Here is a 22,106-nt window from a genome sequence, read left to right as displayed (position 1 = left end):
CCCTGCGGCCAAACGGCGGCATGATGACGGGGAAACGAGCCACCATGAGGAATGAGCAATGACGGCAAAACTGACAGAAGCGGGCTTTTGGCGCAAAACCGCCGACTCTTCATCGCTGCGCGAGCCGCGCGTGCTGATCCGGGTCTACGTCAACGAAGGTGAAATTGACCGCGCCATCGCGTTTTACGAGCAGCTGCACGGCGTGGAAGCGGATATGCGTTTCGACTTTCCCGCGCATCGGCTGGTGCTGGCGGCGGTGGGGCCGTTTCTGATCCTGGAAGGCTCGGAAGAAAGCCTGCGCCCTTTCCGCAGCACCGTCGGCACGCTGCTGGTCGATGACATTTATCCCTACCATCAGCGGCTGCTGGCCGCCGGAGCCGATATCTTCTTTGGCCCGGTGGAAGTGCCCACCGGCGCCTGTTTCAATGCCCGCCTGCCGGACGGCACGATTATCGAATACGTGCATCACCGGCCGCGCGCGGACGAATAAACCGCCTCAGGGGAGCGCCGGCGTCATGGCGTAACCGCGCAGATCCTTGCGCAGGCTGACCATGTACAACACGATCACCGCCGAGAACGGCAGGCCGCACAGCACCACCGCAGTCTGCATCGCGCTGAAACTGCCGGCGTACAGCAACCCGGCGCAGATCAACGTGGTGACCGCCGCCCAAAATACCCGCAGCCAGGCCGGCGCGTCATCGTGGGCGGAACCGCCCTGGCAGGAGAGGTTCGCTATCATCAGCGTGCCGGAATCGACCGGCGTCAGGAACAGCACGAAACTGATCGCCACCACAAAACCGGCGGTCAGCTGGGTATAGGGCAGGTATTCGAACAGCTTGAACACCGCCATCGGCGGATCGCTTTGCGCCACCTGCCCGAGGATCGCCTGCCCGCCTTCCAACACCAGGCTGATGGCGGTATTGCCGAAGATCGACAGCCACGCCAGCGTGAAGCCCAACGGGATCAGCAACACGCCGAAGATCAGTTCACGAATGGTGCGCCCTTTGGAGATGCGCGCGATGAACAGCCCGACAAACGGCGCCCACGCCACCCACCAGGCCCAATAGAATAACGTCCAGGCGCCCTGCCACTGGCGCGCCTTGCCGTACAAATACATATCGAAGCTGCGGCTGACCAGCGAAGTGAGATAATCGCCGAGGTTCTGCAACATGCCGTTGAGCAGATTCAGCGTCGGGCCGGCCAGAAACACGAACAGCAGCAACAGGCACAGGAAGCCGACGTTGATGTTCGACAGCATGGCAATGCCCTTCTCGACGCCGGTGACCGCCGCCAGCGTGGCCACCACCATCATCACCACGATCAGCGCCAGCAGCACGCCGGTGCTTTGCGGAATGTCGAACAGATAAAACAGCCCCGAGTTCACCAGCAGCGCGCCGATCCCCAGGTTGGTCACCATCGAAATCACCGTCACCAGAATGCCGAAACTGTCCACCAGATGGCCGGCGCCGCCGTGGATGCGCTCGCCGAAGATCGGGTATAACGCAGAGCGCAGCGCCAACGGCAGGCCGCGGCAATAGGCGAAATAGGCCAGCGCGGTGGCGATCAGCGCATACAGCGCCCAACCGTGCAGCCCCCAGTGCAAAAAGGTCAGCGCCATCGCCTGCCGCGCCGCCTGCACGGTGCCGCCGCTGCCTTCCGGTGGCGACAGGAAGTGATCCAGCGGTTCGTAGGCGCCGTAGTACACCAACGCAATGCCGATGCCCGACGAGAACAGCATCGCCACCCACGAGGGATAGCTGAACTGCGGCGGTTCGTCATCCTGGCTGAGGCGAATATGGCCGAAGCGCGACAGCGCCAGCCAGAAGACGAACACCATGCAGGCGACCATCAACAGCATGTAGTACCAGCCGAACACGTCGGCGACCCAGCTTTGCGCGGCGTTCAACCACTGTTTGCTGGCGGCGGGAAACAGCACGACCAGCGATCCCAGCAGCAGGATCACCGCCGCCGAGCCGAAAAATACCGGAACATTCAATCTGACAGGTTCTTCGTCAAGCGATGGAGGAGTTTTTGTTGTCATTGGCAGGCTTCCATGATGCGAAAGACAGACGATTTAAATGCAACTTTTAATTAACATTCTATCGTCATTTATTTGACATTTTCGCAGCATATAGAGTATTGATTGACCGTTCAATCAATCAAATTCAAAGTGTGATTTGCCTATCAGTTGGGGAAAATATGTACCGCAGAGACATTCCTGAGCAGCGTAAGGAGCAGTTGATTAACGCCGCCTTCGAGACCATAAACGTCGTCGGGCTGGCCGGCGTCACTCTCTCTCAGGTCGCGAAAGAAGCCGGGCTGTCGACCGGCATCGTCAGCCACTATTTTGGCGATAAAGAGGGGTTGCTGAGCGCCACCATGCGCAAGATCCTGCGCGATCTGCGCGACGCGGTGGCCGAGTGCCGCGCGCAAGCGGCGAGCGACAGCCAGTCACAGCTGTTCGCCATTATCCAGGGCAACTTCCACCCCAGCCAAACCAACGCCGTGTCCATGCGCGCCTGGCTCGACTTCTGGGCCGCCAGCATGCATCAGCCGGTGCTGCGCCGCCTGCAGCGCGCCAACGATCGGCGGCTCTATTCCAATATTTGCAGCCAGTTCCGCCGCGAGCTGCCGCTGCAGCAGGCGCGCGACGCGGCGCGCGGGCTGGCGGCGATGATCGATGGGCTTTGGCTGCGCGGCAGCCTGGCCGGCGACGAGACAGACCTAAAGCAGGACTGCCGCATCGCCTGCGACTACGTGGCGCAGCGGCTCAACGCCGCCCAGCAGCAGGGGTGAACGTGAACGGCGGCTCCATCAGTGCGGTTCCTGCTCTTCACTGTACTGGGTTTGCCACATGGCGGCGTAACGGCCGTTCGCGGCCAGCAACGCCTCGTGCCCCCCGCGCTCGACGATCTCCCCCGCCTCCAGCACGATAATTTCATCGGCGTCCACCACGGTGGAGAGCCGATGAGCGATCACCAGCGTGGTGTGGTTGCGGCTCACCTCGCGCAGGTGCCCCTGGATTTCGCGCTCGGTCTGGGTATCCAACGCGCTGGTCGCCTCGTCAAACACCAGGATGGCCGGATTTTTCAGAATGGTGCGCGCAATCGCCACCCGCTGCTTTTCCCCGCCCGACAGCTTCAGCCCGCGCTCACCCACCCGGGTGTCGTAACCGTCGGGCAGACCGACGATAAAATCATGGATATGCGCCAGCCGCGCCGCCCGCTCGATTTCTTCATCGCTGGAGCCGGTTTTGCCGTAACCGATGTTATAACGCAACGTATCGTTGAACAGCACCGTATCCTGCGGCACGATGCCGATCGCCTGCCGCAGGCTGGTCTGGGTCAGTTGGCGAATGTCCTGGCCGTCGAGGGTAATGGCGCCCCCCTGCACGTCGTAAAAGCGAAACAGCAGGCGCGACAGCGTGGACTTGCCCGCGCCGGAGGCGCCGACCACCGCCACCGTGTGGCCCGCCGGAATGGTAAAGCTCACCTGCTTGAGGATCGGCCGACGCGTGTCGTAACCGAAGCTGACCGCGTCGAACTTCACTTCGCCGCGATCGAGGCGCAGCGGCTGCGCATCCGGGCTATCGACGATCTCACGCGGTTCCTGCAGCAGATCGAACATGTTCTCCATGTCGATCAGCGCCTGGCGCACCTCGGAATAAATAAAGCCGAAGAAGTTCAGCGGCTGATACAGCTGCAGCAGATAGGCATTGACCAGCACGAAGTCGCCGACCGTCATCGTCCCCTGGGTAATGCCCTGCGCCGCCATGGTCATCATCACGATCAGTCCGATCGAAATAATGGCGGTTTGCCCCAGGTTGATCGCCGTAAAACTGAATTGGTTCTTGATGGCGGCGTATTCGTACAGCCGGCGCGAGAGGTCGAAACGCTCGGCCTCGAACTCTTCATTGCCGAAGTACTTCACGGTCTCATAGTTCAGCAGGCTGTCGATGGATTTGCTGTTGGCGTCGGCATTGGCCTTGTTGAGCTCGCGGCGAAAGCGGGTGCGCCAGCTGACCGCCAACACGGTGAACAGGATGTAGCAGCCGACCGTCGTCAGGATCGCCAGCGCGAACCAGCCGTTCAGCATATGCCACATGATCGCCGTGACCAGCGTCAGCTCGAACAGGATCGGCACGATGGAGAACAGCAGCCGCGACAGCACCGTGGACACCGCCTGAGTGCCGCGCTCGATGGACAGCGACAATCCGCCGGTCTGGCGCTCCAGATGGAAACGCAGGCTCAGCGCATGCAGCTGGCGGAACACCCGCACGCCCAACAGGCGCGTGGCGTTCTGGCTGACGTGGATAAACATCACGTTGCGCAGTTCCTCAAACAGCGCGCCGCCCACCCGCGCCACGCCGTAGGCGACGATCAGCCCAAGCGGCACCGCCAGCATTTTCGCCGTCTCGCCGCTCAGCGCATCGACCATAGCTTTATAAGCCAGCGGCACCAGCGTGGTGCTGACCTTGGCCGCCACCATGAACACGAAGGCCACCACCAGATACCCCCGCAGCCGCGGGTTGTCTTTCGGCCACAGATAGGGCAGCAGGAATTTCAGCAAACGGGAACGATCCATCATGTAATATTCATCTTCTCGATCGGGATCGCGGCGCACAGCCGCGCGGGGTTATGAGTTTGGCCTGGCCGACGGCGAACGCCGCACCCTCCCATTTTCCTGCGGCGACAACTCAGCATCATCCGTCAGGAGAAGCGGCGGCGGCTCGGGCAAAGTTCAGGCATGGAGGAGACAATCACATGACCCAGACGTATGCAAAGCGCTTTGCGCTGGTCTTTGACTATATCGACCGCCACCTGGACGAGGCGCTCACCGTCGAAAAACTGAGCGAAGTGGCCCACTTTTCGCGCTTTCACTTTCAACGCCAGTTTAGCGCGTATTGCGGCATCTCGGTGTGGCGTTATATCCAGTGGATGAGGCTCAAACGCGCCTCGTACCGCCTGGCGTATAACCCGCTGGAGCCGGTGATTGACATCGCGCTGGACGCCGGTTTTCAAAACCCGGAGTCCTTCAGCCGCGCCTTCAAACAGGCGTTCAGCCAAACGCCAAGCCAGTTTCGCAAACGGCCGGCCTGGATCGATTGGCAGCAGCGCTTTCCCGAGCCGAAACACAAAAGGAAACAACCCATGAAAGTAGACATTGTCGACTTCCCGGCCACGCCGGTGGCGATGATCGAACATCGCGGCCCGTCCGCGCTGGTCAACGAAACCGCCGCACGCTTTATCGAGTGGCGCAAAACCAGTGGCCTGTCGCCGGTCAGAAGCAGCCGCACTTACGGTATCGCACCGCACGATCCGGCCGCCACCGAAGCGCAGGACTTCCGCTTCTTCATTTGCGGCGAGGTCACTGCGCCGCTCCCGGAGGACAACGCCTTCGGCGTGGTGAACGGCACGCTGCCGGCCGGGCGCTGTGCGGTGCTGCGCCATCTCGGATCGCTGGATGGGCTCTCGGAAAGCGCCCGCTATCTTTACAGCGAGTGGTTGCCGGCCAGCGGCGAGGAGCTGCGCGATTTTCCGCTCTATTTCCACTACCACAACTTCGTGCACGAGGTGGCGGAATATGAACTGGTGACCGATCTTTATCTGCCGCTGAAATAGCTGACATCCGGCTCCGCAAGGAGCCGGATTGACGTTAACAGGACGGCGACGATCCCTGCGGCGGCAGATAGCGCTGCGGATCGAGCGCGGTGGCGCGATAGCGGATCTGGAAATGCAGGAACACCGAATCGGTGCCGGTGCTGCCCATAGTGCCAATCTTCTGCCCCGCTTTCACATCCTGGCCGTTGCGCACCAATGTAGTGTCGTTGTGCGCGTAGGCGGTAATAAAGTCTTCGCCGTGCTTAATCATGATCAGGTTGCCGTAGCCACGCAGTTGGTTGCCGACGTACACCACTTTGCCCTTGGCGGAAGCATAGATCGGCTGGCCGCGTTTACCGGCGATGTCGATGCCCTTGTTGCCGCCATCGGCATTGGAGTACGCCTGCGCGATCCGGCCGCTGGCCGGCCAGCGCCAACAGCGGGCGGCGCCCGGCGGCGGCGTTTGCTTGGCGATCGCGGAGGAAGACGTTTTACGGCGCGTGGCGGCGGTTTTGGTCGGCGCGCTGCCGCTCAGCCGCAGCTTTTGCCCCACTTCCAGGCTATAAGGCGGGCGTATCTTGTTGATTCTGGCCAGATCGCTGACTTCGCTGTCGGTGATCCAGGCGATGTAGTACAGCGTATCGCCCCGTTTGACGGTGTAGGACTTGCCGGTGTAGCTGCCCTTCGGCAGTTTGTCGTAGTCGCGGTTGTAGGTATTTTTACCCGAACACCCGGCCAACAATAGCCCCAATGTCAGACACACCGCGATGCGGCGCCACCTCGCCAGCTTGCTTCCTGTGCTCAAATCCTGTCCCCAATCGTCTTTTCGGTTCTGATACGCCTCAGCCGCACAGTGTAACATTTGCGCCGGGTCAGTCAAAAAGCGGGAAAGAGGCAACTATCGGAAAACAGCGGGCACGGAGGCCGCTGCGGCGCGATCGGCGGGAGGAAAATGGCGCCATAAGGCGCCAAACCATGCAGCGATGCCGGGATTACTGTTTACCTGAGGTCAGCAAACTGAAGCTGGTCATCAGATTGCGATAGTCAGGAATATGTTGAGAGAACAGGTTCCCCAACCCTTCGATATCATTTCGCCAATCGCGGTGCAATTCGCACGCCGCGCCAAACCAACTCATCAGCTGCGCGCCGGCCTGGGACATGCGATCCCAAGCCGCATCGCGCGTAATCGCATTGAACGTGCCGGATGCGTCGGTGATGACGAAAACCTCATACCCCTCTTCCAGCGCAGAGAGCGCAGGAAACGCCACGCAAACCTCGGTCACCACGCCGGCGATGATCAGTTGTTTCTTGCCCGTGGCCTTTACCGCCTTGACGAAATCTTCATTATCCCAGGCATTGATATTGCCGGGACGAGCAATATAGGGGGCGTCAGGGAAAGTTTGCTTTAGCTCTGGCACCAAAGGGCCGTTCGGCCCGTTTTCAAAACTCGTGGTCAGTATCGTCGGTAAATTGAAGTATTTAGCCAGATCGGCCAGCGCCAAAACATTATTTTTGAATTTATCCGGATCCTGATCTCTAACCAGGGACAGTAGCCCCGTCTGATGATCGACTAATAAAACGGCGGCCTGTGTCTTATCTAATCGGTTATATTTAAAAGTCATTCCCTTCTCCTTTATCATCAAAATCATCAAATTCCGATCGCCCCATGCATTCCAAGCATGTAGCATGCTTTCAAACGCTCCGACATCAGGCTAGCAATGAACCAGCCGGGTAAATAGCACGATTATTGGGAATGAGTGTTTCACCACTGGGAAGGTTAATTTTATATGATAGATTTCAATGAGATGGTTATGTTTGCCAGAGTAGTTGAATGCGGTGGATTTCTTTCCGCCAGTAAGAAGTTTGGTATACCCAAATCGACGCTATCAAGACGAATATCCAATTTGGAAAAAAGGCTTAATGTCAGGCTTATTCAGCGCTCAACGCGAAACCTTATGGTCACCGATATAGGAAAAGAATATTTTCAGTACTGCCTGCAGATGATTAGCACCGCAGAGAAAGCGGAATGCCTTATTATTAACAAAAGCGAAAAACCCACTGGAAAAATAAAACTGACCTGCTCAAACATTCTCCTGGATCTTGGCCTAACGGAAGTGCTGGCGAGATTCATGCTGCAATATCCCAAGGTCAATTTGCATGTAAAAATATTTAATCGCAACGTGGATATTATTTCTGAAGGGTATGACCTCTCATTAAAACTCATCGCCGATGAGCCCAAAAACAGCAATTTGGTGATGCGTCGAATTTGCGCTGTGCCCACCGCATTTATGGTCTCCCCCTCTGCAGCTATTCAGTACCAAAGTATAAATACGCCCGAAGATCTCTCCAGTTTGCCAACGGTCGGGTGGTTATCGACCCATCTTCAGGCCGCCTGGACGTTTCAACAAGCCGATCGCGAAGTCAAAATAAACAACGAGTCGCGCATGGTGTGCGATGACATTCGCCTGATCAAGGAATCGATCGTAAAAGGCGTCGGCGTTGGCTGCCTGCCGCTGAAATTAGCCCGCCAGGAACTGCTCGACGGCAGCCTGAAAACGCTGCTCGACGACTGGACATTGGAACAACACAAGATTGTCGCGTTTTACCCTTCCAGACAAGGACTCCCCCCTTCGGTAAGGGCGCTGATTGATTTCATCGTTGATGAACTGGCCGAATAACACGCCGCTTCCAAGCATAAACGCCACGCCGGATTTACCGCAGCGATTAAAAAGTGACTACTATAATAGAGCGCTCGGAAAAATAGAGTGCCCCCGAGGATCGCAACAAAGAGAATGGAGCTGTAACATGCTAAACCTTGATCGCAATAATCTGCCCCTCCTGAGCGAAGAACTGCTCAAAAAGCAACGCACCACCCTGCTGATCATCGCCTTCCTGCTGCTGGCGGGCGGCATACTGTGCCTGGTCAACCCTTTCGCCTCCGGCGCGGCGCTGAGCATCGTGGTCGGCGTCCTGCTGCTGTTGAGCGGCGCCGGGCTGATTATCGCCATGATCGCCAACCGGGCGCAGAATACCTGGCCGATGATCGGCGGCATTCTGCTGGGCGTGGCTTACCTGATTATCGGCTATGTGTTCATCACCAGCCCGCTGGCGGGCATTCTGGCGCTGGCGGTGTACCTTGCCGTGCTGTTCGCGCTCGGCGGCATCGCGCGCCTGGCGGCCGGCTATATGCGCCGCGGATTGCCGGGCAACTGGCTGCAGTTCGTTATCGGCGTGCTCGATTTGATCATCGCCTGGATGCTGATCGGTTCAGGCCCGGCGGCGTCGGTCACGCTGGTGACGGCGATCGTCGGCATCGAAATGCTGGTCAGCTCCTTTGCGCTGTTCCAGGCGGCGAATCTGTTTAAACGCGCCTGACTCTACCGGCCCGCCATCGCGGGCCTCATCGATTTCGTCGCTTCCAGACACAACAAGGCGATACCCCCTCGGCTTGTCCGTGGTTATCTTCATCGGTAAGTGCCAATATAGGCGCAGACAAGGGAGCTGAAACCGATGACAACCCATTCCAACCCGTTGAACTCGCGGGAAGTCTGCCTGCAATTACGCCATTTCAATCAGGTAATCGGGCAACAATGCCGCAATATGGCGCGCCAAAATACCACCTGCCCGTGCTGCCTGACGGACATCGCCACCGGTTGCGACGCCGGTATCAAACTGTGCGGCCAGCAGTTGGCCAAACCCAACCCGCAAACCCCGTTATTCCGGCAGATTCGCAACTTGCTGCTCGATCTGCGCGCAGAAGCGATAGGGGTTCACAGAATAGACGTCCTGAACCGCACCAATAACGAAATATCCTGGCTGTTGCGCGAGCTGTATTTCGAGACGTTCTGACCCCGCATTTTATCGGGGCCGCTAAAGCGAAAACCGAAAGCGAGATACAGGCTTTTGGCGACGCGATTATGTTCATCAATCATTAACGTCACCGGCTCCACGCCATACAGCCTGAACTCCGCGAGCAGTCAGCGGGAGGAGCCCGTTTAAAAGCGGCTCTGGCAAAGGAAACGTCCACCGGCGCGGGGTTAACCGGCGGCAGCGGTTTTCGGCAACACGAAGTCAACCCGCCGATTCTTGGCCCGGCCAGTCGGCGTGTCGTTGGAAGCCACCGGTTCAGCCTCCCCTTTTCCCCGTTCACTCAGACGAGATTTTTCTACCCCATGTGCGATCAGCCAAACAGCCACCGCACGTGCGCGTCGCAGCGACAGATCCCGATTATATTTATCGCTGCCCACCGCATCGGTATGCCCCTCGATCACCACGTTCCCTACCGGTTCGGCCGCGATAAATTGCGCCACCTGTTGCAGCGCAGGCTCCGCTTTAGCAGCAATCGCATCGCTGTCGAAGGCGAACAGCACATCGCTGCGCATCGATAACGTTACGACATTTTTGCTGTCTCTGACGGAAATGTCGGCGGATTGTTTAGCCAAATCCGCTGCCTTACTCTGCAGATCAAGGACGCCGGCATTCAGCCCCGAAGGCAAACCAACCAAATCCAGCCGGGTGGCCTTAAGATCGAGTATCACCGGTTTCCCAACGGATGCCGGCTCTCCGCTGTCAGCCCATGAACCCAATGACACCAACCCAAAGGCTAACATCCCCCCCACACAGGCGGCTTTCCTGAGGCCGTTCATCGCTCAACGATCCGTAATGGCTATCGGCCCGAGCGGCTCGACATTGGCGATCGTCAGGTACACCTCTTTCACATCAGGTGGAGGCGCAGGGAAGCTGCCAAACCAGGTGGCGACATAGGGAATGCCTGAACTTGAGCTGAATGACACGCTGGGAGAGGCCAGTGGGACATTATTGCTATCGGTAAGCAGCAGGTATTTTTTATTACCCACCAGAATATAGAAGGATTTCTCAAGACTGCTTTTATCCAGACTGCTATACAAGCCTTGTCCATTAAGGTTGTCTTTCAACCCTTTGAAACGCACTTTGATGGTCAGGATTTCACCGTGGCGCACGGCCTCGGTCACTTGCGCTTCGGCTACGCCGCTGCTGACGATCCCGGTAGCCAACGGTGTCACGGGGGGATCTTCCGCGAAGGCCATGCCGGGGAACATTATCGACGCAAACAGGCAGGAAATGACGAATTTTCTGACATGCTGCATGATCGGAGTCCTTATTCAGGGGGAATTGAAGATTGTTCTTTCAACAACCAGGCAATGCCACTGCGGTCACTCTGTCCCGGAATTATAGTAAAGCACCTCATATTCATGAGAGTTATCCCTGAAAGCGTAACCTTGGTCACGTTATGCTTGCGCATGAATTCTCCCCCGTTAGCGCTTATTTTGCTGAATGACGGCTTCATACCAGCATTCCCTTCCGCTCATCCTCTCTGCTGTTCACCCCACTTTACGACCGCCGTCACACCTCGCCACCGCTAAATTGCGTTGGTTATAGAGTCGTCTACAATTCAATCGAATTACCCCCTACAACATCAGAAATTATTATTATTAGAGGTGATTATGTTACAGAAACACGAAAACGTAATAAGTATGACTGTACTAAGCCCGCAAGCCACCCAACAGCTGATGCCATCGTTCTCCTCCTTGCCCCACACGCAACACGCCGACGGCAAATATCGCCTGCGCCGTTATTCGGTCGTTAAATACCTCAACCCCAACGTCGCCGAAGTTGGGCCGCGCACTTTCATGCAGTCGGATCAGATCAACCACTTCCAGGGCAATGTGGTGCGCCGCTTCGAACCTATCGACAGCGCCGTGTTGCAGAGCGCCGGCATGGCAGAGATGTGCAACCTGTTTGCAGAGAGCAACGACCTGCCGGAAGGCGCCGAGATAGAGATCCACCAGATGCGCGTGGTCGCTATCGAGAAAGACACCCAGGTGGCGCCGGAAGGCATACACCAGGACGGTTTCGACCATATCGCGATGATCGCCATTCACCGGCACAACATCGTCGGCGGTGAAATCATGCTGTATGACGACAGCCGCCACGATCCTTTCTTTAAAAAAGCGCTGGCGGACGGGGAAGCCGTGCTGCTGGCGGACAGCAAACTGTGGCACAACGCCACGCCGATCAACGCCGTGAGCCCGGAAGAAGAAGGTCATTTGGATCTCTTTGTCCTCACCGCGCGGGGGGAGAAAGCATGACCTTTACCCCCGAGCTCGCCCGCGCCCAGTTCAGCGCCCTGTCACAGCAGATCGACGGCAAACCGGCGATCTTTTTCGACGGCCCCGGCGGTGCGCAAGTTTCACGGGGCGTGCTGGAAAAAATGACCGACTACCTGGGAAGGTACAACGCCAACCTGGGCGGCCACTATTTCTCGAGCCGGGTCACCGGCGAGGTGATGGGCCAGGCGCGGGAATCGGTGCGCGCCTTGTTAAATGCGCCGTCGCCCGACAACATCGTCTTCGGCATGAACATGACCACGCTGACTTTTCATCTCAGCCGCATCATCAGCCGCGGCTGGCAGGCCGGCGATGAAGTCATCGTCACCGCGCTGGATCACTACGCCAACGTCTCCAGCTGGCAGCAGGCCGCCGCCGACAAAGGGGCCGCGGTGCATCAGATACCGCTGGAGAGCGCCGACTGCGCATTGGATGCCGCGAAAGTGTGTGAGCGCATCAACGCCAACACCCGTCTGGTGGCGGTCAGCTACGCCTCCAACGTCACCGGCGGCATCGTCGATATCAAAACCATCGTTGAAGCCGCACATCGGGTCGGCGCGCAGGTGTATGTCGACGCCGTTCATTACGCGCCGCATAACCTGATCGACGTGCAGGCGCTGGGCTGTGACTTCCTGGTCTGCTCCGCCTACAAGTTCTTTGGCCCGCACGTCGGCATGGCCTACATCGCGCCGCAGTGGCTGCAGCGCCTGCGGCCGTACAAAGTCGAGCCGGCCACCGACGTCGGCCCCGGCCGTTTCGAGACCGGCACGCAAAGCTTCGAGGCGCTGGCCGGCGTCGCGGCCGCTATCGAGTATCTGGCGCAGTGGGGCGCGCCCGGAGCGCCGTTAAGGCAGCGCTTGCAGGAGAGCTTCGCCGCCTACCACCGGCATGAAGAGGCGTTGTGCAGCCACTTCCTGCAGCGGCTGCAGCAACTCGACGGCGTGCGGCTCTACGGCAATCCCCAGGCGGACAGCGCGCGCCGCACGCCAACCTTCGCCCTGACCTTCAGCGGCCATACGCCTGACGCGATCGCCCGCCGCCTGGGGCAGCACAACATCTGCGCCGGCAGCGGGCATTTCTATGCGTTGGGCTTGGTGCAACAACTGGGGCTGCAGGACGGCGGCGTGCTGCGCATCGGCATGATGCACTACAACACTCAGGGCGAGATCGATACGCTGTTCAACGTGATCGCCGAAGATATTCTCAGTTAACCCGGCCATATCGACCCGTTCATCTTATTGGGCGGGCCGAATAAGGTATCAAACTGCCCGTCTTTTCTTCCACCGCGTCCACGGCACGCAGATGCGTGCCTTTCTTTCCCCGCGTTACGAAATGCGGAGATAACGGACATATAATGCCGGAACGGGAAAAGAGGCCGGGATCGGCGCATCGTGCGGTTGTCACCGGATACAGCGGAGGCAGCGCATTGCGCGCATTCTCTTTTGGCTCAGCAGTGGGCATAATGACAAACACGGTCTGGGTCAGATGAGTATGAATGGTGAAGTCGCAGCGAATTACGTTAAATGACATTGCTGTACTGGCTGGTGTCACCAAAATGACGGTCAGTCGCTATCTGCGCACGCCGGACAGGGTTAAACCGGAAACGGCTGCGCGCATCGCCGCCGTGATCGAGGAAGTCGGCTATCAGGCCGATCCCGACAATCCCGCCCTCTATTCCAATAGCCCTCCCCTCATCGGCGTTCTGGTTCCTTCTTTTAACAATCTGATATTTGCTGATGTCCTCGCCGGCATTGAATCCGTGACGTCTATACAGGGTTATCAGACGCTGGTCGTCAATTATGACTACAACAGCAAACGCGAAGAGGAGCAAATTGCCGCGATCCTGGCTTTTAAGATTAAAGGGCTGCTGCTGACCGAGTCGGTCCATAGCCTGCGGGCGGAAAAACTCCTGAAGGCGGCAAAAATACCCGTTGCTGAAATCATGGGGCTGTCAGGCAATGCAGATCGAATTAACGTGGGTTTTGATAATGTGAAAGCCGGCTACGATATGACCACCATGTTGCTGGCCAGCGGTAAAAAACGCATTATCTATTTTGGTTCAATGTCTGATATCCGCGATGAACAGCGTTACACGGGATACTGTCAGGCAATGGCTAACCATGATTTGCCTACCGGTCGCATTTCCCCCAATAAGATCTCTTCCATTTCGATTGGGACAGGCATGATGACGCTTGCGAGCCAAATGTATCCGGATATGGACGGTATTCTCTGTACCAACGACGATCTGGCCGTGGGCGTGTTACAGGAATGCCTGGCAAACGGTATCGGCGTTCCAGCGCAAATTGCCATTGCCGGATTTCACGGTCTTGAGATCGGGCAGATCATTACCCCCCGGTTAGCCAGCGTACTGACGCCACGGTATGAGATGGGGAAAGTGGCGACAGAAATCATAATAAAAAAAATTAAAGGGCTGCCGACCATTGAACATGTCGATCTCCACTTCCGCCTGTCAATGGGGGAGACAATATAGCTTTCCCCGCCAGTGACTTCATCACTGGCCATAGCGGCCCGCGTCGTCAGAAGAACATCACTCGCTATCCCGGCCAGAAATTCGGCCTGATGGCGTCACCCACCTGACCGAATGCCCCCTCAACGTGCCTTGCGGCGCCGGAGCCAGAATAGGATCAGCAGAATAATGACGACTGCCGTGGTGGCCATGCCAGGCAGAATCATCGGCTGTGCGCGCGCCAACAGCGGTTTCGGGCCCCCGGCGCGCACCTCACTCACGTCGGCCTCGCTCACGCTCAGCGTGCTGTTGCCGTATTTCTGCAGCACGAAGTTAGCGATATCGGCAACCTGCTTATCCGTCAGTTCTCCGACATAGGAACCGGCGCCAAAGCTCGGCATCAGGACGTGCTTACCGTCAACCCGGCGATCAACCCCCTGCAAAATGGCGGCAATCAGGTTTGACGGGTTGTTCGCGGCCGTGGTGGAGTTGTTGAATAGCGAAGGGTAAGCCTGGTTCAAACTGCCGCTGCCGTCCGGCTGATGGCAACTGGCGCAGTAGCCGCTGTAGAGCGCCTCGCCGCTATTGAGCGTGTGGTTGGCGTTGGGCGAATTCATGCCGCGGAGATGGTGCTCAACGTTGTAATGCGCCTGACTGAGACCATTGTCCTGGCGCCCCTCGCCCTGTGACGGCACGGTCTTCAGGTAAGTTGCAATCGCCTGCAGCTGCCGGTCGGTCAGGTATTGGAAGCTGTGCTCAACGGCTTCAGCCATTGGCCCCGCAGCTTGTGCGCGCCCTTCCGCCCGACCGGTTTTCAGATAGTTCACTAACTCCTGCTCGCTCCAGTCGCCGATCCCTTCCTGGCGATCGGCGGTGATATTCGGCGCGTACCAAGAACCCAACGATGCCCCCATCAGGAAGCGCGAATTGTCTTCCGCCATCAGCACATTACGCGGCGTATGACAGGTTCCGCAGTGAGCCGGCCCCTGCACCAGCGCGGCCCCCTCGTTCCACGCCTCACCTTTCGTCACATCCGGGGTGAAACGCCGATTATCCAAATAAAGCATGTTCCACACCGCCATGGAGAGGCGGATGTTGAACGGAAACGGCAGATCGGTTTGGCGCTTGGCTGGCTCATCGACCGGGGCAACGCCATGCATGAAATAGGTATACAACGCGTGGATCTCGTCATCACTCAGACGGGTGTAGGCGGTGTAGGGCATTGCCGGATAGAGATACGTCCCATCTTGCCGGATCCCCGAGCGCAGAACGTCGGCAAACGCCGCTTCAGAATAGCCGCCGATGCCGTATTTTACCGATGGGGTTATATTGGTGGCGTAGATAGTGCCCATGGGAGAAGCAATGCCGTACCCCCCGGCAAAAGGCTTGCCCTGCTGCTGCGTATTCGTATGGCAGGCCATGCAGTCCGAGGCGATAGCCAGCGCTTGCCCTTTAGCGATCAGATCGCCGTCCTGGGCATGCGCCGCGAAGCCGCTTCCCAGCAGCAGCGTCGCTGCCAGCGAATGGGTGATTTTATTCATTTGCGCTCCAGGGCTCGAAGTACGTCATTGGCCGCCTTGAGTCCAAGCGCCGCCATCGTCAACGTGGTGTTGACAACGCTGGCTGAAACCATGGCGCCTCCACCCGGGATCCAAAGGTTGTCATGATCGTGGGCGCGGCAATTGCCGTTCACCACCGAGTTCGTGGGATCGCTGCCCATGATCGTGCCGCCCATAATGTGGTTGTTGGCATTCAGCTTGTCGTTAATCACAAACTCTTGCGCATCGAACAAGTCGCCAATCTGCCGTAGCTGGGTTTTGACCACTTCCAGCCCTTTGCGCACGTAATCGCCGACGTCGTAGTGGATGTCCGGGCAGGCCAGGCCATGCTTGTCTTTGCGGGTGGAGCTCAGAGTAAGACGGTTGTTCGGATCCGGCAGCGGTTCCAGGCTAATGGAGAGATCCACCGAGCGGCTGGCGCGATCGCGCACTTCATCCTGCAGCGCCTTGCCGACCTTGCCCGATTTCAGTACTTCAAGGGCGGAGGGGATCACCCGGTTGATGTTGTTGATGATGATCTTGTTGGCGGAGTGGTCGCTGCGGAACGCGCCGTCACGATACCCCACCATGCAGCTGCTCTGCGCCGGGCCGCGGCCAACCCATAGGGCCTCTCGCGCCAGGAAGGAGCAGTGCAGGCCAGAGTGATCCATCATGTTGCGCCCCACCTGATCCGAGCTGTTCGCGATGCCGTTCGGGTTCTTTTCGTTGGCCGCCAGCAGCAGTAAGCGCGGGTTCTCAATCCCATTGCAGGCCAGAACGAACGCTTTACCGATCGCCCGATGGGAGTTATGCGCCGTGTCGTACCAGTGAACGGCGGTGATGCGGTTATTGTCGTCGGTGTCAATTTTGTACACCACCGCCTCGGGGATCACCTTCGCCCCCTTGTGTTCGGCCCGTTCAACGTGGTGAATGCCGTTGTACATGGCTCCGATCGGGCAAATCGGCTGGCAATTGTTATTGCCGCAGCAAGTGGGCCGTCCATTCCAGGGCCGGGTGCTGCGGCCTTGCGGAATGGGCACCGATTTAAAGCCGTGAGGATTAACAATCTCAGCAATGCGTCTGTCGCCGTAGGCCCAGGGCACCATGTCCATCGGGTAAGGCCCGCTGCGTTCCGCAGGGGACTGCCACTCCGGATTATTCGGGCCGGCAACGCCTATTTCCTCTTCGGCTTTCGCGTACCACGGTTCGATATCTTCGTAGGAAATAGGCCAGTCTCTCCCCACGCCATAGAGGGATTTCATGCGAAAATCATTGGGATGGTTGCGCCAGCAAGAAGCGGCCCAGTGCCAGGTGGTTCCCCCCACCACACGCAAATAGCCCTGTTTAAAGCCTGAGCCATTGGGGCCGGTCAGTTTGATATAGTCGTTCTCCGGGAAATAGAGCGGCGCGGTGGCGTACTCCGATTGCGGGTAAAGCCCCTGAAAATCCGACCCCGCACGATTGTGCAGTGGCATATTGCGCCAGTTTTCCACAGCCTGCGCGCGCTCAATGCGCGGGCCTGCCTCAAGTACCAGCACCGAGTAGCCCTGGCTCACCAAAGCATCCGCCATCAGACCGCCCACAATACCGGAACCGACAATGACGACATCGGCCTCTGCATCGCCGGAAGCATTAATTATTGGGCTTTTCACACGCGATCCTCATATTTTTTATCGGCTACGGCAGGCAAATCTGTTGCGGGAATGGAAGGTTGGCGGGTAACGCCCGGCGGCAAGCCGGTCCACCACAGCGGGCCAAAATTGCACCAGGTCGGCACAATCAGGGCATCCTGAACCGTGCGATACATCAGCGCCTCTTTATAACTAATCAACTGCCCCTGCTCGGCGCTTGAAGGATCTACGGTTCCGGTATACCACGCGGTCACAATTGCCTGGATAAGCTCCCTTTGCCCCTGTTCAATCGCATGTCGGTTCAAGGTTTCCGCATCGGTGGCTTGCTGGCTCAGGATGAACAGGGCGTTGAGTTGCGAGTTCAACTGCGGAAAATGTTCGCACAATGCGGAAAAATAGCGGGCGGAGAGTGTGACGTCCAAATCGTCAAACTCGGTAATTCTTCTCGAAATTTGTAAAAATTGCGCGTATTCAACGGGCGAGGCGGCAATTTGCGCCCGTTCGGCATAGGTTATATTTGAATAAGGCAACAGGCTGGCGGCGACGATGACGCCCACCATTTTCCCCAGCGCCTCCCTGCGGGTAAGCACGATTTGCAACGACATTATTAGCTCCGAAATAATTTATTTTTATATAGTTTTTTTAATATCTATCAGAACGCAGGCAAACCAAAATAAAAAATTGTGCTAATGGGGAGGAATCGCATTAAAAGATCAAGGCGTTATGAGATTGGCTACATCTACGACAGAGGTAAACTCACGGCCTTTAATGATGTAATCTGAACCTGAAGCAAATATCCCTGTAAATAATACGGCGTAATCTCTGCCGTAAATTTATTCAACCCAACTCAATTTTTAAAAGTTAGGGGCTATGGCGTTGACGGGAAAGGCGTATTCTTCGGAATCGCGGCAGACGGCGGATGAGCGAGGCTTTCCGCCGGGCAGCCTGAAGTAGCGATACCAGCCGCCGCTGAACGTTTTGCTACGTCAGCAGGGCGCCGTCGATTTTCGCCACAATTTTGCGCAGAACTGCCGGTGTTGTGCAGGTACTCATCGGGCGATGCAGCTCCCCCGGAAAGATAACGGCAAGTTCACCGGGTTGCAGGTGGATGAGAGTCTCACCGGGGATCGCCGGGCTAAACCCAAGGTCGTGCGCCTCGTTAAATGGCTCACTCAGGGGCAAAGGCAGCCCCAGAACCCCGGCGCCAATCACTTCTCTCCCTTCCAGGACAAGATGGATATCCAGATACTGGCGATGAAACTCCGGCTTCTGGTCGGACAATAGTTTGGTTTCCCCTTCAACGACGTTAAAGAACATCTGTTTACCCTGCACCTGATAGTGGCCGACAGGTAAATTGTACGGCTCACTTTCAATAATGCTGGCCAGCATTTTTCGAATGGCTGCCGGATAGAATCTATTATTTACGGCAGTGGTTAAGGCATCAATTATCATAATACTTTCTCTGGTAGATATCGGTTCGGTATTTCACTGATAAAAACAATGGCTGGGTAGTTTTATGGCAACACGCAATCTCGGCGTAATTACGGTAGAATCGCTATTAGTTCGCTCTACGGGCGCCACTATGAATAAGCAACAAAGCAAACCGCTTTGTTTCTAATATTTACAACCTATCTCCACTGTGAGTAAACTCCACCTGAAAGGCTATTCGGCATGGTGAAATAAGTCATGGCCTATCTCACGGTTTTTAGCCGCTTAAAACTGTGACAAAAGTCACTTAATTAAGTGTTACGAAACAACGTTACTTATCCTGTGATCCACGGCAGAAAATCACTGGTTATTCACCGCTCTCGCCAAAACCGATCGATTTCGCATTCTCCTCCTACGGGCATAATGGGTTATTTTCCCCGATAGTCACTGACAGAAGCCATGAAATTGCACACGAGATCACGCCAGCAGTAACATGCTTTTTTAACACTCTTTGGCGTGATGCAGATCGCAAAAATAAGCGGTAAAAAAACGTCTGATACAGGGTATCCCCTATTTTTCAGACAGGATCGCAACGATGCACACTGACACTCAACCTACCATTTTGCTTATCGCGCCGGTGATGGATGCTTTACAGGCCGCGTTGGACGCCCGTTACCGGGTATTCCGTCTCTATGAACAATCAGATATTCCAGCCTTCCTGGTTCGCCATGGCGCAGACGTTCAGGCGGTGGTCACCCGTGGTGATGTGGGGGTAACCCGGGAGACGCTGGAACAGCTGCCGCAGGTGGGCATGATTGCCGTCTTTGGCGTGGGAACTGACGCTATCGATCTCAACTACACCCGGGAACGCCATATCAGCGTCGGGATCACCGCCGGCGTGCTGACCGATGATGTGGCCGATCTGGCTCTGGGGCTAATGCTGTCCGCCAGCCGCCGCCTCTGCCAAGGGGACCGATTTGTACGCGAAGGCCGCTGGGAAACGACGCCGCCACCGCTGGCGACCAAAGTGAGCGGTAAACGCATCGGTATTTTCGGCATGGGGAATATTGGCCAAGCCATCGCCCGCCGGGCGAAAGGCTTCGATATGACCATCCTGTATACTGACCGCCAGCGCAAAGACGGCCTGGATTACCAGTGGTGCGCCGATCTGCAGACGCTTGCAGCACAGAGTGATTTCCTGGTGATCGCGGCATCCGGCAGTGCGGAAAACCGCGGGATTGTTGATGCCAGCGTATTTAACGCCATGCCCGAACGCGCCTGGCTTATCAATATCGCCCGCGGCAGCCTGGTCGATGAGGCGGCGCTGATAAAGGCGTTACAAAATCATGTTATCGCCGGGGCCGCTCTGGACGTCTTTGAAAACGAACCCCATGTCCCGACAGCGTTCTTTGCGCTCGAGAATGTTCTGCTTCAACCCCATGTGGCCAGCGCTACCGTAGAAACACGTCAGGGAATGAGCCAATCCGTTTTGGATAATCTGGCAGGTTATTTTTCACATCAGGATATTCCTGGGTTAATTAAATAAAAATGATCGTTTGAGTTACGAATGATCATTTTATCCGCCGACACAATATCCTTTGTGAATGGCGGATATCATCGAGACGCTATTATGACCGATAAAATACCAGGAACTCGCTGGCTGCGGGTTATCGCGCCGATCCTTATCACCTGCATTATTTCATTTATGGATCGCGTTAATATCAGCTTTGCTCTGCCGGGCGGCATGGAACAGGATTTAGGCATTACCAGCCAGATGGCTGGCGTGGCCAGCGGTATCTTTTTTATTGGTTATTTATTTCTGCAAATCCCTGGCGGACGACTGGCGGTTTACGGTAGCGGGAAACGTTTTATCGCCTGGTCGCTCGTGGCCTGGGCGGTTGTCTCTATTGCCACCGGGTTCGTCACCCATGAATATCAACTGCTCGTGCTGCGTTTTATTCTCGGGATCTCCGAAGGGGGAATGTTGCCCGTCGTGCTGACCATGGTCAGCAATTGGTTCCCGGAAAAAGAACTGGGCCGGGCCAATGCCTTTGTCATGATGTTTGCCCCACTAGGAGGGATGCTGACCGCCCCGGTTTCCGGCGCGATTATTGCCGCCCTCGACTGGCGCTGGCTGTTCATTATCGAAGGCTTATTGTCGATCGTGGTGTTGACCATTTGGTGGCTGGTGATCAGTGACCGCCCGGAAGAAGCGCGTTGGCTGCCGGCGAAGGAACGCGACTATTTATTGACCGAACTGGCCCGGGAGCGCAAAGCGCGGGAAGGGATGGCGCCGGCGGCCAAAGCGCCGCTAAAAGCGGTGTTCCGCAACAAGGGATTGATGCGTCTGGTCGTGCTGAATTTCTTTTACCAGACCGGGGACTATGGGTATACGTTGTGGCTGCCCACCATCTTGAAAAACCTGACCGGTGGCAGCATGGCCAATGTTGGGGTATTGGCGATCCTGCCGTTTGTTGCCACTCTGGCGGGGATTTATGTGATTTCGATGTTCAGCGATCGCAGCGGTAAACGCCGTTTGTGGGTCAGGATCTCCCTGTACTGTTTTGCGGCGGCGCTGATAGCCTCGGTGATCCTGCATGAGCACGTGGTGGCCGCCTATATCGCGTTGGTGGTGTGCGGCTTCTTCCTTAAAGCGGCGACCAGCCCCTTCTGGTCAATTCCCGGACGCATTGCGGCGGCAGAAGTGGCGGGCAGCGCTCGCGGGGTGATCAACGGACTGGGCAACCTCGGTGGGTTTTGCGGCCCCTATCTGGTCGGCGTCATGATTTATCTGTACGGACAGAACGCCGCGGTTTGCGCGCTGGCGGCATCGCTGCTGCTGGCGGGAAGTATCACCTTCCTGCTGCCGAAAGAATGCGATCGCACCTGCGAAGAAACGGATAACCGCCTGCCATCCGGGGCCGAACAGAAATGGAGTTGAGCGGCAATAACGCGGTGTGGGCAGCGACGGCGGCTCACACCCGCGTCAGGATTGGGCGGCGCGTTGTGTTATCGCGGTAAGATGCCAGGCCAGCGGCTTGATCGTCTCACACGTCAACCCGCACCAAACGGTGATGCATCGTTGAGAATCAGCTTTTCTGAAAACGGTTATAACTCAATGGGGTGATGCATAGGGAGATTTTGGAGCGGGTGAAGGGAATCGAACCCTCGTATGCAGCTTGGGAAGCTGCCGTTCTACCATTGAACTACACCCGCATCGGTGTGCGACAGGCATTATAACCGGTTATCGGCGGCGGGCAAGCGGAGATGGCGCGTAACTGCCGATGTTTTAAGCG

21 protein-coding genes and 1 tRNA gene are annotated in these 22,106 nt (G+C 57.1%); 11 read left to right on the top strand and 11 right to left on the bottom strand.

The features are described 5' to 3' along the window. Window positions 1-58: 58 nt before the first annotated feature. Window positions 59-490 (top strand): VOC family protein, encoded by a 432-nt coding sequence (locus ACP39K_RS16580; protein ID WP_048795930.1) that lies wholly within the window; start codon window positions 59-61, stop codon window positions 488-490. A gap of 6 nt (window positions 491-496) precedes the next feature. Here the strand turns inward: ACP39K_RS16580 and ACP39K_RS16575 are convergent, their stop codons facing one another. Further along, a complete protein-coding gene (locus ACP39K_RS16575; RefSeq protein WP_033639490.1) occupies window positions 497-2,041 on the bottom strand; it encodes a BCCT family transporter in 1,545 nt (514 codons plus the stop codon). Window positions 2,042-2,199: 158 nt separating this feature from the next. On the opposite strand from ACP39K_RS16575, the gene betI reads away from it, so the two are divergent. Then, the gene (gene betI / locus ACP39K_RS16570; protein WP_033639489.1) at window positions 2,200-2,796 is read left to right on the top strand and encodes a transcriptional regulator BetI; all 597 of its coding nucleotides are present in this window, start codon (window positions 2,200-2,202) and stop codon (window positions 2,794-2,796) included. Window positions 2,797-2,814: 18 nt separating this feature from the next. On the opposite strand, the gene ACP39K_RS16565 is transcribed toward betI, so the two are convergent. After that, window positions 2,815-4,584 (bottom strand): ABCB family ABC transporter ATP-binding protein/permease, encoded by a 1,770-nt coding sequence (locus ACP39K_RS16565; protein WP_244758257.1) that lies wholly within the window; start codon window positions 4,582-4,584, stop codon window positions 2,815-2,817. 179 nt (window positions 4,585-4,763) lie between these two features. On the opposite strand from ACP39K_RS16565, the gene ACP39K_RS16560 reads away from it, so the two are divergent. Further along, on the top strand, window positions 4,764-5,621 hold the full coding sequence (locus tag ACP39K_RS16560; RefSeq protein WP_497008693.1) for an AraC family transcriptional regulator: 858 nt from the start codon (window positions 4,764-4,766) through the stop codon (window positions 5,619-5,621). Between the two features lie 34 nt (window positions 5,622-5,655). Here ACP39K_RS16560 and actS read toward each other — a convergent pair whose 3' ends face one another. Further along, a complete protein-coding gene (gene actS / locus ACP39K_RS16555) occupies window positions 5,656-6,405 on the bottom strand; it encodes an amidase activator ActS (RefSeq protein WP_028127683.1) in 750 nt (249 codons plus the stop codon). A 187-nt stretch (window positions 6,406-6,592) separates the two neighbouring features. Beyond that, a complete protein-coding gene (gene ycaC, locus ACP39K_RS16550) occupies window positions 6,593-7,222 on the bottom strand; it encodes an isochorismate family cysteine hydrolase YcaC (protein WP_016929953.1) in 630 nt (209 codons plus the stop codon). A gap of 189 nt (window positions 7,223-7,411) precedes the next feature. Here ycaC and ACP39K_RS16545 point away from each other — a divergent pair, with 189 nt between their 5' ends. The 3 genes from ACP39K_RS16545 to ACP39K_RS16535 all read left to right on the top strand — a co-directional run bounded on the left by ACP39K_RS16545 (window position 7,412) and on the right by ACP39K_RS16535 (window position 9,449). After that, window positions 7,412-8,278, top strand: coding sequence for a LysR substrate-binding domain-containing protein (locus ACP39K_RS16545; RefSeq protein ID WP_158523365.1), 867 nt, complete (start codon window positions 7,412-7,414; stop codon window positions 8,276-8,278). Window positions 8,279-8,405: 127 nt separating this feature from the next. Beyond that, window positions 8,406-8,975, top strand: coding sequence for an HdeD family acid-resistance protein (locus ACP39K_RS16540; RefSeq protein ID WP_004931723.1), 570 nt, complete (start codon window positions 8,406-8,408; stop codon window positions 8,973-8,975). A 135-nt stretch (window positions 8,976-9,110) separates the two neighbouring features. Then, a complete protein-coding gene (locus ACP39K_RS16535) occupies window positions 9,111-9,449 on the top strand; it encodes a hypothetical protein (RefSeq protein WP_015378954.1) in 339 nt (112 codons plus the stop codon). 188 nt (window positions 9,450-9,637) lie between these two features. Here the strand turns inward: ACP39K_RS16535 and ACP39K_RS16530 are convergent, their stop codons facing one another. Further along, on the bottom strand, window positions 9,638-10,246 hold the full coding sequence (locus ACP39K_RS16530; protein WP_497008692.1) for an OmpA family protein: 609 nt from the start codon (window positions 10,244-10,246) through the stop codon (window positions 9,638-9,640). A gap of 3 nt (window positions 10,247-10,249) precedes the next feature. Further along, entirely contained in the window at window positions 10,250-10,726 is a 477-nt protein-coding gene (locus tag ACP39K_RS16525; protein ID WP_004931717.1) for a hypothetical protein, read from the bottom strand. 387 nt (window positions 10,727-11,113) lie between these two features. On the opposite strand from ACP39K_RS16525, the gene ACP39K_RS16520 reads away from it, so the two are divergent. The 3 genes from ACP39K_RS16520 to ACP39K_RS16510 all read left to right on the top strand — a co-directional run bounded on the left by ACP39K_RS16520 (window position 11,114) and on the right by ACP39K_RS16510 (window position 14,237). Further along, window positions 11,114-11,728: a 2OG-Fe dioxygenase family protein gene (locus tag ACP39K_RS16520; RefSeq protein WP_004931716.1), complete on the top strand. Its 615-nt coding sequence runs from the start codon at window positions 11,114-11,116 to the stop codon at window positions 11,726-11,728. Continuing rightward, the gene (locus tag ACP39K_RS16515) at window positions 11,725-12,957 is read left to right on the top strand and encodes a cysteine desulfurase-like protein (protein ID WP_497008691.1); all 1,233 of its coding nucleotides are present in this window, start codon (window positions 11,725-11,727) and stop codon (window positions 12,955-12,957) included. Before ACP39K_RS16520 ends, ACP39K_RS16515 begins: the two co-directional genes overlap by 4 nt. A gap of 287 nt (window positions 12,958-13,244) precedes the next feature. Further along, window positions 13,245-14,237, top strand: coding sequence for a LacI family DNA-binding transcriptional regulator (locus ACP39K_RS16510; protein WP_004931713.1), 993 nt, complete (start codon window positions 13,245-13,247; stop codon window positions 14,235-14,237). 119 nt (window positions 14,238-14,356) lie between these two features. Here ACP39K_RS16510 and ACP39K_RS16505 read toward each other — a convergent pair whose 3' ends face one another. The 4 genes from ACP39K_RS16505 to ACP39K_RS16490 all read right to left on the bottom strand — a co-directional run bounded on the left by ACP39K_RS16505 (window position 14,357) and on the right by ACP39K_RS16490 (window position 18,834). Beyond that, window positions 14,357-15,754: a c-type cytochrome gene (locus tag ACP39K_RS16505; protein ID WP_060445360.1), complete on the bottom strand. Its 1,398-nt coding sequence runs from the start codon at window positions 15,752-15,754 to the stop codon at window positions 14,357-14,359. Continuing rightward, window positions 15,751-17,403, bottom strand: a complete 1,653-nt coding sequence (locus ACP39K_RS16500; protein ID WP_197788607.1) for a GMC family oxidoreductase — start codon at window positions 17,401-17,403, stop codon at window positions 15,751-15,753. The genes ACP39K_RS16505 and ACP39K_RS16500 overlap by 4 nt, the downstream gene beginning before the upstream one ends. Next, the gene (locus ACP39K_RS16495; RefSeq protein WP_161545025.1) at window positions 17,400-17,987 is read right to left on the bottom strand and encodes a sorbitol dehydrogenase family protein; all 588 of its coding nucleotides are present in this window, start codon (window positions 17,985-17,987) and stop codon (window positions 17,400-17,402) included. Before ACP39K_RS16495 ends, ACP39K_RS16500 begins: the two co-directional genes overlap by 4 nt. Before the next feature lie 376 nt (window positions 17,988-18,363). Beyond that, window positions 18,364-18,834, bottom strand: a complete 471-nt coding sequence (locus ACP39K_RS16490) for a NanQ anomerase/TabA/YiaL family protein (RefSeq protein WP_089184984.1) — start codon at window positions 18,832-18,834, stop codon at window positions 18,364-18,366. A 571-nt stretch (window positions 18,835-19,405) separates the two neighbouring features. Here ACP39K_RS16490 and ACP39K_RS16485 point away from each other — a divergent pair. Together ACP39K_RS16485 and ACP39K_RS16480 are read left to right on the top strand one after the other, a co-directional pair. Then, entirely contained in the window at window positions 19,406-20,356 is a 951-nt protein-coding gene (locus ACP39K_RS16485) for a 2-hydroxyacid dehydrogenase (protein WP_089184985.1), read from the top strand. 84 nt (window positions 20,357-20,440) lie between these two features. Continuing rightward, on the top strand, window positions 20,441-21,751 hold the full coding sequence (locus ACP39K_RS16480) for an MFS transporter (RefSeq protein WP_497008714.1): 1,311 nt from the start codon (window positions 20,441-20,443) through the stop codon (window positions 21,749-21,751). A gap of 201 nt (window positions 21,752-21,952) precedes the next feature. Here the strand turns inward: ACP39K_RS16480 and ACP39K_RS16475 are convergent. Then, a tRNA-Gly gene (locus ACP39K_RS16475) sits at window positions 21,953-22,026 on the bottom strand. Between the last annotated feature and the right edge of the window lie 80 nt (window positions 22,027-22,106).

The sequence above is a fragment of the Serratia sp. EC4 genome (assembly GCF_059652115.1).
Note: the sequence above shows the minus strand (reverse complement) of the source record. Positions and strands in the feature narration are given on the sequence as shown.